Origin of the sequence: Blastococcus aggregatus (assembly GCF_900221005.1) — a bacterium.
Taxonomy (GTDB): domain Bacteria; phylum Actinomycetota; class Actinomycetes; order Mycobacteriales; family Geodermatophilaceae; genus Blastococcus; species Blastococcus aggregatus.
The window spans coordinates 173,244-184,869 of record NZ_OBQI01000002.1 but is presented as its reverse complement, the minus strand read 5'-3'; the positions used below and the strand labels follow the sequence as shown (position 1 = coordinate 184,869).

Genomic DNA, 11,626 nt, shown 5'->3' with positions numbered 1-11,626 from the left:
GCGATCATCGTGCCGCACCCAGCTGAACGGCGAGAGTCGGCGAGCCGGCCAGCAGGCGCGCCGTGTGCCGGCCCACGCCCAGACCCACCGCGGCCCGCAGGTCGTCCAGGTCGTCGACGTCGCGGAGCAGCCCGGGCCAGTCGCCGGCCAGGGCGAGCGCGCCGTCCTCGCGGTGGGCCCCCGCCGAGCCGGTGCCGAAGCGGGGCCGCAGCGGTGTCCCGATCGCGGTGAGCAGCGTGGTGCCCGTGCCGTGGACGTCGGGCACGAAGCTGCGCGGCACCGCGGCCGCCGCCCCGAGCGCCGCGGTCAGCTCCGCCGGGCGCAGCGCGGGCAGGTCGGAGGAGAGGGCCGCCACCGCGTCGCCGGCGGCCGCCCCCGCGCCGTGCTCGAGTGCGGCGTTCAGGCCGCCGTCCGGCTCGTCGGCCACGGTGCGGGCGCCCAGACCCCGCACCAGGTCCGCGGCGGCCGGTTCGTCGGTGACCACGACGACCTCCGCGACCAGCGAGCATTCCCGCGCGGCGGCGACGGTGTCGGCCAGCAGCGCCAGCACGAGGGCCTGGTGGAGTTCCTCGCGGGCGACGGCGGGGTGCGCGGCCTGGTCGGTGAGCGGCCGCAACCGGGTCTTGGCCACGGCGAGCCGCTTCGCCGGGACGACGACCGACCAGGCAGGCACGGCGACCATGTGAACACATCCTCCGCCGGAGGGGAGTTCGCGCCGTCCCGGACCCGGTGGCCCGCCCGGTGCGGGGAAGGGTCGATCATGGGACAGATCACAGCGACGGGGAGGCGATCCGGTGGCGGAGGAGAGGTCCTGGGCGGACCCGGGCACGGCCGGTGCCCTCGCGCCCCCGCAGGCAGCGAACCGGCGGCCGGGGAAGTGGCGCACCCGGGGCCACATCGGCTGGGCGTTCTGGCTGTGCATCGCCGTGGTCTTCCCGGCGTCGAAGCTGATGTTCCGCATCCGCTACCGCCACGGCGAGCGGCTGCCCACCAGCGGGCCGGTGCTGCTCGTGGCCAACCACGTCTCGATCCTCGACCCCCTCGCCTGCGCCCGGCTGGTGTTCGACCACGGACGGATGCCGCACTTCCTGGCCAAGGAGTCGGTGTTCAAGGGGCTGGCCGGGGCCATCCTGCGCTCGGCCGGGCAGATCCCCGTCGCCCGGTACTCCACCGACGCGCAGGGGGCGCTGGCCGCGGCCCAGGACGACCTGGCCGCCGGCAACCTCGTCGTCATCTACCCCGAGGGCTCGGTCACCCGGGATCCGCACTGGTGGCCGATGCAGTCGCGCACCGGTGCCGCCCGGCTGGCCCTGACCACCGACGCCGTGGTGCTCCCGGTCGCCCAGTGGGGCCCGCAGCGGCTGCACGACTACCACGCCAGGAAGCTGCACCTGCGGCTGCGCACCCCGACCGAGTACCTCGTCGGCGAGCCGATCGACCTGTCCGAGATCCGGGCGCAGCTGCGCGCCGGGCGCCCGCTCACCGCTGAACTGCTGAAGGAGACGACCGATCTGATGATGGGCCGCGTGCGCGACCAGCTGGCCGAGCTCCGCGGGGAGCCGGCGCCCGTGCTGTTCCACCCGCGGCCTCGACGTGAGCTGCCCGGCGACCTCCCCGGGGGTGCCGCGTGAGGCGCGCCGCCGTCCTGGGCGCCGGCTCCTGGGGGACGACGTTCGCCAAGGTCCTCGCCGACGCCGGCTGCGACGTCACGCTGCACGCCCGCCGTCCCGAGCTGGTGCGGGCCATCACCGACGACGGCGAGAACCCCGACTACCTGCCGGGGATCCGCCTCCCCTCGACGGTGCGGGCCACCGCCGACGCCGCGGAGGCGCTCGCGGGCGCCGACGTCGTCGTCCTCGCGGTGCCCTCGCAGTCGCTGCGGGACAACCTCACCGCGTGGAGCCCCCTGCTGCCGCCGGACGCCACCCTGCTGAGCCTGATGAAGGGCATCGAGCTCGGGACGACGAAGCGGATGAGCGAGGTCATCCGCGAGGTGACCGGCGCCGGCGCCGACCGCGTGGCGGCGCTCTCGGGCCCGAACCTGGCCCGCGAGATCGCCGAGGAGCAGCCCGCCGCGACCGTCATCGCCTGCCCCGACGCCGACCGCGCCGCGGCGTTGCAGGTCGCCTGCCACACCCGGTACTTCCGGCCCTACACCAATGCGGACCTGGTGGGCTGCGAGCTGGGCGGGGCGGTCAAGAACGTCATCGCGCTGGCCTGCGGCATCGCCGAGGGGCTCGGGTTCGGCGACAACACCCGCGCCTCGCTGATCACCCGCGGGCTGGCCGAGACCGCCCGCCTGGGCCTCGCACTGGGCGCCGAGCTCACCACCTTCGCCGGGCTGGCGGGCCTGGGCGACCTGGTCGCCACCTGCAGCTCGCCGCTGTCCCGGAACCGCACCTTCGGCGAGAAGCTCGGCCGCGGGATGACCGTGGAGCAGGTCCAGGAGAGCACCCGCCAGACGGCCGAAGGCGTGAAGAGCTGCCGGTCCGTGCTGGACCTGGCCCGGGCACACGGCATCGACGTCCCGATCACCGAGGCCGTGGTCCGCGTCTGCCACGAGGGGGAGTCGCCCGCGCAGATGGTGAAGGAGATCATGTCGCGCGAGGCGAAGCCGGAATGAGTGCAACCGGCATGGGCCTCGACGACAGCTGGGGCGACGGCACGCGCTCGGTGCGGGCGGGGGAGCAGCCGGCCGTGCCGGGGGCCCCGCTGCGCCCCTCGCCGGTGTTCGCCGCCCCCTTCCACCTCGGCGACCAGCCACCGCGGGCCGGCGGCGTGGACGCCTACGCCCGGACCGAGCAGCCCACGCTGCGGGACTTCGAGGCCGCCGTCGGGGAGCTCGACGGCGGCCGCTGCCTGTCCTTCGCCACCGGCATGGCGGCGCTGACCGCGGCGGTGCTGGCCTGCGCCGGCAGCGGCGACCGGGTGGTGCTCCCGTCGGACGGCTACTACGCGACCCGCCTGCTGGGCGCCGAGGAGCTCACCCGGTTCGGCATCCAGGTGGTGCAGGTGTCCACCCCGGACGTCGAGCGGTTCGCCGCCGACGGCGGGCTCGAGGGCGTCCGGATGGTGCTGCTGGAGACGCCCAGCAACCCCCAGCTCGACGTGTGCGACATCGCCGCGGTGGCCCGGGCCGCGCGGGCGGCGGGCACCTTGGTCGCCGTCGACAACACCACCGCGACGCCGCTCGGCCAGCGGCCGCTGGCCCTCGGCGCGCACCTCACCGTCGGTAGCGACACCAAGGCGCTGACCGGGCACAGCGACCTGCTGCTCGGGCACGTCAGCACGTCCGACGACGAGCTGCACGCGCGGCTCAAGGGCTTCCGCGACCGCACCGGCAGCACGCCGGGGCCGTTCGAGGCCTGGCTCGGGCACCGGTCGATGAGCACGCTGGACCTGCGGCTGGCCCGCCAGGCCGCGAACGCCGCCGCGGTGGCCGAGCTGCTGGCGTCCTCGCCGGCGGTCACCGGGCTGCGCTGGCCGTGGCGGGCCGGCGATCCCTCAGCCGGGCTCGCCGCCCGGCAGATGCTGCGGCCGAACGGGGTGCTCTCGTGCGAGCTGGCCGACGAGGACGCCGTCGCCCGGCTGCTGGGTGCCACCCGGCTGTGGGCGGCCGCCACCAGCTTCGGTGGGGTGCACAGCACGATCGACCGTCGGGCGCAGTGGGGCGGCGACGCCGTTCCGCCGGGTTTCGTGCGGCTGTCCTGCGGCATCGAGGACACCGCCGACCTGGTCGCGGACCTCTCAGCCGGCCTGGACGCCCTGCTCTGACGCCGACCGCTTCCGGCTGCCGGCGACGGTGAGCCAGATGCTCACGCCGAAGTAGTAGACGAGGTAGGCCAGGCTCAGCACGACGACCACCGGGTGCGGGTCGGGGTACTGGACCAGCAGCACGGCGTAGCTGACCATCCACATGGTCGCCAGCGCCAGGTTGAGGCCGTGCAGCAGGCGGGTGCGCGAGGGGTAGACGTACTTCACCGGCACGAACACCAGCACGGTCAGGACGGCCAGTGCGACCCCGACGCCCGTCGTCCCGACCTCCAGGACGATCGCGTAGAAGGCGACCACGTTCCAGTAGCTCGGGAAGCCCAGGAAGTAGTGGTCGTCGGTCTTCGCGTCGGTCCGGCAGAACTGGTAGCAGGAGGCCAGCAGCGGCAGGGCCGCCAGCACCCAGCCGAGCGCGCCGCCGGGCAGCCGGTCGGTGGTCCAGAGCAGCACGATGGGCGCGAAGACATAGGTCAGGTAGTCGACGATGTCGTCCATCCGGGCGCCGTCGAACCACGGGATCGTCTCCTTGACCCGGAACCGCCGGGCGAGCATGCCGTCGGTGCCGTCGACGAACAGCGTGGCCAGGACCAGCCACAGGGCCGTCTCCACCTCGCCCTCGACGGCGGCCAGCACGATGAGCAGGCCCAGCACCGAACCGCTGGCGGTGTACAGGTGGACGGCGGCACCGGCCAGTCGCTGGCGCCGCGAGAACGTCTCCGCCGGGGGAGCTGTCTGATCCTGCACGCGACGAGGCTGCCACACGCGCCGGAGCTCGGCGGGACGGCGCGGGGGCCCAGGACCGGCAGCTAGGGTCGTGTCGATGAACGGGCAGGCAGGCAAGGTGCGCGTCGCGGTCGTGTTCGGGGGCCGCAGCGCCGAGCACGCCATCTCCTGCGTCTCGGCCGGGAGCGTGATGGCGGCGCTGGATCCCGAGCGCTACGAGGTCGTGCCGGTGGGCATCGCCCGCGACGGCCGGTGGGTGCTGGCCGACCCCGACCAGCGGCTGGCGATCGCCGACGGCGTGCTGCCCGAGGTGTCCGGCGGGACGGCGGTCTCCCTGGTCGGCGACCCCGAGGGCCGCGGCCTGGCGGTGCTGGAGCCCGGCTCGGCGGTCGGGCAGGCGCTGACGGAGGTCGACGTCGTCTTCCCGGTGCTGCACGGCGCCTACGGCGAGGACGGGACGATCCAGGGGCTGCTGGAGATGACCGGCCTGCCCTACGTGGGCTCCGGGGTCTTCGCCAGCGCCGCCTCCATGGACAAGGAGTTCACCAAGAAGCTGCTGGCCGCCGCTGGTCTGCCGCAGGGCGAGCACGTCGTCCTGCGCGATGCGCACGGCGCCATCTGCGCCGACCCCTCCGTCCTGGACGACGCCGCCCGGGAGCGGCTGGGGCTGCCGGTGTTCGTGAAGCCCGCCCGCGCCGGCTCCAGCATCGGCATCACCCGGGTCACCGACTGGGCGCAGTTCCCGGCCGCCGTGGCCGAGGCCGCCGCCCACGATCCCAAGGTGATCGTGGAGGCCGCCGTGCCGGGCCGGGAGATCGAGTGCGGCGTGCTCGCCGCGCGCGGCACCGGCCTGCCGGAGGCGAGTCTCCCGGCGGAGATCCGGCTGCGCGAGGGCGTGGACTGGTACGACTTCGCCGCCAAGTACCTCGACGACGCCGCCGACTTCGACATCCCCGCCGACCTCACCCCGGAGCAGATCGAGGCGGTCCAGGCGGCCGCCCGCCGCGCCTACCTGGCCCTGGACTGCCAGGGGCTGGCGCGGGTGGACTTCTTCCTGGGCACCGGCCCCGACGGCGACGACCTCCTGGTCATCAACGAGGTCAACACCATGCCCGGGTTCACCCCCATCTCGATGTTCGCCCGGATGTGGGCGGCCACGGGCGTCGACTTCGCCGAGCTCGTCGACCGGCTCGTCTCCGGCGCCCTGGCCCGGCGGTGAGCGCCGGGCGGGGGGCCGGCGCGCACCGGGCCGCCGTCCTGCTCGCGCTGGTCCCCGTCCTGATCGCCGTTCCCGGCTGCGCACAGGAGAGCGAGGGCGCGGTCGACGCCGCTCCGGCGGAGACGAGCACACCCGGCGAGCTCGAGCGCCTGGTCTCCGACGAGGTCGCCTCGGGGCTGCCGCGGCTGCCCGACGACGCGATCAGCCCGCCGGCGGGCGCCAAGCGGGTGGAGGACGTGGCCGCGTACTCCGACGACCCGGCGCGCGAGCGCGCGGTCCTCGAGGACTACGGCTACCGGCACGGCTGGGAGCGGTTCTGGGGGTCCGGCACGGGGACGGGACCGCAGACCGGGATCTTCGTCGACCAGTTCGAGCAGCCCGGAGGGGCACTCGCCTACGCCGAGGACCTCGCGCGGAACGACGCCGACCACTACGGCGGGCTGCTCAGCGAGGGCTCACCCGACCTGCCGTCCGACTGCTGGCGGCTGGTCGTCGACGAGCCGCGCCCCGACCAGGGGCTGGCCGGCCCGGCAGCCTTCGCCTGGTGCACGCAGGGCCCGTTCAGCGTCTCGGTGAGCGCCGTCGCGGAGTCGGTGGACGCCGCCACCGAGGAGGTCGGCGCGGTGGTCACCGACCAGCTGGACCGGCTGCCGCCCGGGTGAGCGGCGGGGCCTCACTCGCCGGGATCGGGCTCCCGGTACGGCAGGGCCTGACCCAGCTCCACCGTCAGCGCCGTCACCGGTGCGCTGTCGACGCCGGACGGAAGGCGCACCTCGACGTAGACCGGCCGGTCGACCGTCGTCCAGACGGTGCTCGCGGGGTCGCTGGTGTCGACGTACCACTGCACGCCGTTGATCTGGATCGCCGAGGCGCCGACCGTCCAGCCGGTGGGTCGGTCGACCCCGCACACCAGGACGACGGGCGGCTCGCCCCACGCGTAGACGAACGGGGAGTCGGAGTCGACGGGCCGGGACTGCTCGCCGGCCAGCTCCAGCGGCAGCGAGCGCATCACCGCCTCGCAGGGCTCCACCGCCTCCGGGGGTGCCGGCGGGACCGTCACGGGCAGCGGCGGGAGATCGGCGCGCTGGGGTGCGGCCGTGCCGTCGATCTCGGCCGGTCCGGCGACCCCGTTGTCGTCGCCGGCGTCGTTCGCGAGGACGTTGGCCAGGATCACCAGCGCCACGACGACCGGCACGAGGACGGCCGTCGCGATCAGGGCGATGCGCCGCAGCGGATCGGCCGGCGGCTCCGGGGTCGGCGGCCCGACGGGCTCGACGGGCGGCGGGTGCTCGGTCAGGGGATCAGAGCTCGCAGGGGTCGGTCAGATGTTGACGACGGGGCAGGTCAGCGTCCGGGTGATGCCGTCGACCGACTGCACCCGCGCCACGACCAGACGACCGAGGTCGTCGACGGTCTCGGCCTCGGCGCGGACGATCACGTCGTAGGGGCCGGTCACGTCCTCGGCGCGCGTGACGCCGGTGATCTCGCTGATCGTGGAGGCGACCTGGGCGGCCTTGCCGACCTCGGTCTGGATGAGGATGTAGGCGTGGACCACGGGAGATCCTTCCTCCGGCAACTCGGCCGATACGTCGTCCCCGCCAGATGGCGGACAGGTCGGCAACCTACCGCAGTGACCGGAGGCACCTCATGACTCGGGCCCGTCCACCCCTCCCTGCCGACACCGTCCGGGAGGTGGGGGAGTTCGGCGTCATCGCCCGCGTGGTGGCCCGCGCGGGCGCAGCCCGGCTCGCCGAGGTCGGGCCGGGGGACGACGCCGCGGTCGTCACCACGCCCGACGGACGCGTGGTCGCCACCACCGACGTCCTGGTCGAGGGCCGGCACTTCCGCCGCGACTGGTCGTCGGCGGAGGACATCGGGCACAAGGCGGCGGCGGCGAACCTGGCCGACGTCGCGGCCATGGGCGCGAGGGCGACCGCGCTGCTGGTCGGCCTCGCCTGCCCGTCGGACACCCCGATCGGCTGGCTGGAGGGGGTCGCGACGGGGCTCGCCGAGGAGTGCGCGCCCCTGGGCGCCGCGGTCGTCGGCGGCGACACCGTGGCGTCGGCGCCCGGCAGCGACGCCGTGGTGCTGTCGGTGACGGCGCTGGGCGACCTCGGCGGGCGCCCGCCGGTGCTGCGGTCCGGAGCCAGGGCCGGCGACGTCGTCGCGCTCGCCGGCCGGCTGGGCTGGTCGGCGTGCGGCCTGGCCGTCCTCCGCCGGGGCTTCTCCAGCCCGCTGGCCGCCGTCGCCGCGCACCGCCGTCCGTCGCCGCCGTACGCCGCCGGCCCGGCCGCGGCCGCCGCGGGCGCGACCGCGATGTGCGACGTGAGCGACGGCCTGCTCGCCGACACCGGCCACGTGGCCGAGGCCAGCGGGGTGGTCCTCGACCTGGACCGCGCCGCCCTGGGGGATGCCTGCCTCGTCCCGGAGGGCCCGCTGCAGCAGGTGGGCGCCGCCCTGGGGGTGGACCCGCTGGTCTGGGTGCTCACCGGAGGCGAGGACCATGCCCTCGTGGCGACCTTCCCGGCGGGCACCCCGCTGCCCGCCGGCTGGCGGGTGATCGGAGTGGTGCGGAGCGCGGACCCGGCTGCCGGCGTGCTCGTGGACGGAGAGCCGGCCGAGACCGTGGCCCGCGCCCTGGGAGCGGAGGGGACGGGCCATGCCCACTTCGGCTGAGCGGCCCACGTCGGCTGATCGGCCCACGTCGGCTGAGCGGCTGCGACCGCTGCCCTATGACCACCCGGTCGCCCAGCACCTGGTCGAGCGGGTGCAGCAGGAGTACGTGGTCCGGTACGGCGGGCGCGACGCGGCCGTGGTCGACCCGGCCGATTTCACGCCGCCTGCCGGCCTGTTCCTCGTCGCCGAGGTGGACGGCGTGCCCGCCGGGTGCGGCGCGTGGCGGGTGCTCCCCTCGGGCGAGGTGGAGATCAAGCGCGTCTACGTCGAGCCGGCCTTCCGGCGCCGCGGGCTGGCCCGGCGGCTCATGGCCGCGCTGGAGGACAGCGCCGCCCGGGCGGGTCACCGCTCCGTCGTCCTGAACACCGGCCAGCAGCAACCCGAGGCCGTGGCGCTGTACACGCAGCTCGGCTACCGGGCGGTAGCCGGTTACGGGGTGTACGCATGTGCGCCGGACGCGGTGTTCCTGGGCAGGGAGCTCGAGCAGAGCTCCCGCACCCAGGACACCGAGGGCAACGAGGGTGGAGAGGGGATCTCATGGGCGTCGTGACGCTGTCTGCGGCCTACGGGTCCGGCGGTCCGGAGATCGGGCCGGCGGTGGCCGGGCGCCTGGGCCTGCCGTTCCACGACCGGGTGATCCCGGTGAAGGTCGCGGGCCGGCTCGGGGTGCCGATCGAGGAGGCCGAGGCCAACGACGAGACGGTGGTGACCGGGCTCTGGCGGATGGTGGCCAGCCTCGGCGCCATGCCGGACACCATCGGTGGCGTGATGCCGAGCCCCGGGATCCCCGACGCGCGGGCCTTCCGCGAGCAGACCGAGCGGGTGCTCACCGAGATCGCCGCGCCGGCGGGCGGCGGCGGCGTGGTGCTCGGCCGGGCGGCGGCGCTCGTGCTCGGGGACCGGCCCGACGTGCTCAACGTGCGCCTCGGTGGGCGCCGCGAGCGGCGCCTGGAGGCGGCGGTGGCGCGGTACGGCCGGCCGGCCGACGAACTGCGCCGCGAGATGGACGCCAACGACCGGGCGCGGGAGGCCTACGTGCGGCACTTCTACCGCGTCGACGCGTCCGCGCCGCGGAACTACCACCTGGTGATCGACAGCACCGCGCTCCCGCTGGAGACGGTGGTCGACCTGGTGGTGACGGCGGCGCGGGCACGGGGCATCGGCGCCGTCTGACCCGCAGCACGACGAACCCCGGAGGTCGGAGGACCTCCGGGGTTCGGCGCGATGTTCGGTTGCCGTACGGCGCGGACTAGGCGCGCACGACCTTGCCCGCGCGGATGCACGAGGTGCAGGCGTTGATGCGCCGGCGGTTGCCGGGGGCGATCAGCGCCCGCACGGACTGGATGTTCGGGTTCCAACGGCGCGGCGTGCGGCGGTGCGAGTGCGACACCGACATACCGAAACCGGGGCCCTTGCCACACACATCGCACACGGCAGCCACGGTGGATCACTCCCAGAAAGAAATCGTTCACAGACGGCGGGGCAGGAAGCACCCGCAACAAGACCGTGGAGGAGTCTAGCCGCTCCGGGGACGACGTGCCGCCACCGCCCCGGACGGGGCTCGTCGGACCGGTCCTGTCGGCGGCCACGGGTAGCCTGCGCCCGTGCTGCTGGCGCTGGACGAGGCCGCGGTCGGCCACTGGTGCCGCACCGCGGTCGACGCGCTGTCCGCGGCGCGCAGCGTCCTCGACGAGCTGAACGTCTTCCCGGTCCCCGACGGGGACACCGGCACCAACCTGCTGCTCACCGCGCAGGCCGCGCTCGCCGCCCTCGAGCGCGACGCCGCCCGCACGACGGAACCGGCCTGGTCGGTGCTCTCCCGCGGCGCGGTCCTCGGCGCGCGCGGCAACTCCGGCACGATCCTCGCCCAGCTGCTGCGCGGCCTGGCCGACCAGCTCGCCGGCCAGCCGCCGGCCGACGGGCCGACGCTCGCCGCCGCCCTGCAGAAGGCCGCGGAGACCGCCTACACCGCCGTGGCCGACCCGGAGGAGGGCACGTTCCTGAGCGTCGCCCGGGGGGCGGCCGAGTGCGCGGTCGCCCAGGTCGAGGCGGGCCCGGCCACGCTCGCCGACGTCGTCACGGCGGCCGCGGACGGCGCGCGCGCCGCCCTCGACCGCACCCCCGGCCAGCTGGCGGCGCTGCGCGAGGCGGGCGTCGTGGACGCCGGCGGCGCCGGGTTGTGCCTGGTCCTCGACGCGTTCGTCACCACCGTCACCGGCGTGGAACCGGCCCGCACGCCGCTGGCCACCCGGCGCGAGACGGGCCACCGCCACGCCCAGCGCACCGACGCGCGGAACGTCCCGCACCAGCCCCCGCCCGGGCCGGGCAGCGAGGTGCAGTTCCTGCTCGCCGACTCCGACGAGGAGTCGGTCGCCCGCATGCACGCCCGCCTGGCCGAGCTCGGGGACAGCCTCGTCGTCGTCGGCGTGGACACCCCCACGGGCCGGGAGTGGAACGTGCACGTGCACGTCTCCGACATCGGCGCCGCGATCGAGGCCGGGATCGAGGCCGGGCGTCCCTACCGGGTCTCGGTCGAGCCGCTGGCGCCGGTCCCGCCCCCGGCGCCCGTGGCCGGGACGCGGGCCCTGATCGCCGTCGTGTCCAGCGACGGCCTGGCCGAGCTGTTCGCCGAGGCGGGCGTGCGGGTGATCACCTGCGGTCCCGACGGCGTGACCGAGGACGACGTGCTGGCCGAGATCGTCGCCTCGGCGGCGCACGAGGTCGCCGTGCTGCCCAACGACTCCGACCTGATCCCCGTCGCCGGCCGGGCCGCCGTCCGTGCCCGCGAGCTGGGCCGCGAGGTCGGCGTCGTGCCGACGCGCTCCCCGGTCCAGGGCCTGGCGGCCTGCGCCGTCGCCGATCCCGGTCGGCGGTTCGGCGACGACGTCATCGCCATGGCCGAGGCGGCCGCCGCCACGCGGTGGGCCGAGGTGACCCTCGCCGAGCAGGAGGCGCTCACGTCGGCCGGCCGCTGCCAGCCCGGCGACGTGCTCGGCTCGGCCGAGGGGGACGTCGTCGTCATCGGGCAGGACCTCGCGGACGTCGCCTGCGACCTGCTCGACCGGATGCTCTCGGCCGGAGGGGAGATGGCCACGCTGCTCGTCGGCCCCGACGAGGACCTCGGCGACGCCGTCTGCCGCCACCTGTCCTCGGTGCACCCCGCGATCGAGGTCGTCCGCTACGACGGCGGGCCGGCCGGCATCCCGCTGCAGGTCGGCGTCGAGTGAGCCGGCAGGA

Annotated in this window: 14 protein-coding genes; 9 read left to right on the top strand and 5 right to left on the bottom strand. The window is 75.5% G+C overall.

The window, feature by feature from the left end; genetic code table 11:
- Positions 1-4: 4 nt before the first annotated feature.
- Positions 5-682 carry a 2-phospho-L-lactate guanylyltransferase gene (cofC, locus tag CRP29_RS06625; RefSeq protein ID WP_097194292.1) on the bottom strand — a complete coding sequence of 226 codons (678 nt, stop codon included), beginning with the start codon at positions 680-682 and terminating at the stop codon, positions 5-7.
- A 112-nt stretch (positions 683-794) separates the two neighbouring features.
- Between cofC and CRP29_RS06620 the strand changes: the two genes are divergently transcribed.
- The 3 genes from CRP29_RS06620 to CRP29_RS06610 are packed head-to-tail and all read left to right on the top strand — an operon-like array spanning position 795 to position 3,774.
- Complete coding sequence (locus tag CRP29_RS06620; RefSeq protein ID WP_245852548.1) at positions 795-1,631, top strand: lysophospholipid acyltransferase family protein; 837 nt, start codon at positions 795-797, stop codon at positions 1,629-1,631.
- Entirely contained in the window at positions 1,628-2,623 is a 996-nt protein-coding gene (locus tag CRP29_RS06615; RefSeq protein ID WP_097194291.1) for an NAD(P)H-dependent glycerol-3-phosphate dehydrogenase, read from the top strand. Before CRP29_RS06620 ends, CRP29_RS06615 begins: the two co-directional genes overlap by 4 nt.
- The gene (locus CRP29_RS06610; protein ID WP_245852547.1) at positions 2,620-3,774 is read left to right on the top strand and encodes a cystathionine gamma-lyase; all 1,155 of its coding nucleotides are present in this window, start codon (positions 2,620-2,622) and stop codon (positions 3,772-3,774) included. The genes CRP29_RS06615 and CRP29_RS06610 overlap by 4 nt, the downstream gene beginning before the upstream one ends.
- Here CRP29_RS06610 and CRP29_RS06605 read toward each other — a convergent pair.
- Positions 3,748-4,515: a CDP-alcohol phosphatidyltransferase family protein gene (locus CRP29_RS06605; RefSeq protein WP_097194289.1), complete on the bottom strand. Its 768-nt coding sequence runs from the start codon at positions 4,513-4,515 to the stop codon at positions 3,748-3,750. The two genes, CRP29_RS06610 and CRP29_RS06605, sit on opposite strands and share 27 nt — an antisense overlap.
- A gap of 76 nt (positions 4,516-4,591) precedes the next feature.
- Between CRP29_RS06605 and CRP29_RS06600 the strand changes: the two genes are divergently transcribed.
- Positions 4,592-5,713, top strand: coding sequence for a D-alanine--D-alanine ligase family protein (locus CRP29_RS06600; RefSeq protein ID WP_097194288.1), 1,122 nt, complete (start codon positions 4,592-4,594; stop codon positions 5,711-5,713).
- Positions 5,710-6,375: a hypothetical protein gene (locus tag CRP29_RS06595; RefSeq protein WP_245852546.1), complete on the top strand. Its 666-nt coding sequence runs from the start codon at positions 5,710-5,712 to the stop codon at positions 6,373-6,375. Before CRP29_RS06600 ends, CRP29_RS06595 begins: the two co-directional genes overlap by 4 nt.
- A gap of 11 nt (positions 6,376-6,386) precedes the next feature.
- On the opposite strand, the gene CRP29_RS06590 is transcribed toward CRP29_RS06595, so the two are convergent.
- Together CRP29_RS06590 and CRP29_RS06585 are read right to left on the bottom strand one after the other, a co-directional pair.
- Positions 6,387-6,908, bottom strand: a complete 522-nt coding sequence (locus tag CRP29_RS06590) for a DUF3515 domain-containing protein (protein ID WP_245852545.1) — start codon at positions 6,906-6,908, stop codon at positions 6,387-6,389.
- 126 nt (positions 6,909-7,034) lie between these two features.
- Positions 7,035-7,268, bottom strand: coding sequence for an Lrp/AsnC ligand binding domain-containing protein (locus CRP29_RS06585; protein ID WP_097194286.1), 234 nt, complete (start codon positions 7,266-7,268; stop codon positions 7,035-7,037).
- Positions 7,269-7,315: 47 nt separating this feature from the next.
- Here CRP29_RS06585 and CRP29_RS06580 point away from each other — a divergent pair, with 47 nt between their 5' ends.
- The 3 genes from CRP29_RS06580 to CRP29_RS06570 are packed head-to-tail and all read left to right on the top strand — an operon-like array spanning position 7,316 to position 9,562.
- Entirely contained in the window at positions 7,316-8,389 is a 1,074-nt protein-coding gene (locus CRP29_RS06580; protein WP_342745216.1) for a thiamine-phosphate kinase, read from the top strand.
- Complete coding sequence (locus CRP29_RS06575; protein ID WP_097194284.1) at positions 8,373-8,939, top strand: GNAT family N-acetyltransferase; 567 nt, start codon at positions 8,373-8,375, stop codon at positions 8,937-8,939. Before CRP29_RS06580 ends, CRP29_RS06575 begins: the two co-directional genes overlap by 17 nt.
- Complete coding sequence (locus CRP29_RS06570; RefSeq protein ID WP_097194283.1) at positions 8,927-9,562, top strand: cytidylate kinase-like family protein; 636 nt, start codon at positions 8,927-8,929, stop codon at positions 9,560-9,562. The genes CRP29_RS06575 and CRP29_RS06570 overlap by 13 nt, the downstream gene beginning before the upstream one ends.
- A gap of 76 nt (positions 9,563-9,638) precedes the next feature.
- On the opposite strand, the gene rpmB is transcribed toward CRP29_RS06570, so the two are convergent.
- Complete coding sequence (rpmB, locus tag CRP29_RS06565) at positions 9,639-9,821, bottom strand: 50S ribosomal protein L28 (RefSeq protein WP_425427062.1); 183 nt, start codon at positions 9,819-9,821, stop codon at positions 9,639-9,641.
- A 172-nt stretch (positions 9,822-9,993) separates the two neighbouring features.
- Between rpmB and CRP29_RS06560 the strand changes: the two genes are divergently transcribed.
- The gene (locus CRP29_RS06560) at positions 9,994-11,616 is read left to right on the top strand and encodes a DAK2 domain-containing protein (RefSeq protein WP_097194282.1); all 1,623 of its coding nucleotides are present in this window, start codon (positions 9,994-9,996) and stop codon (positions 11,614-11,616) included.
- Positions 11,617-11,626: the final 10 nt, after the last annotated feature.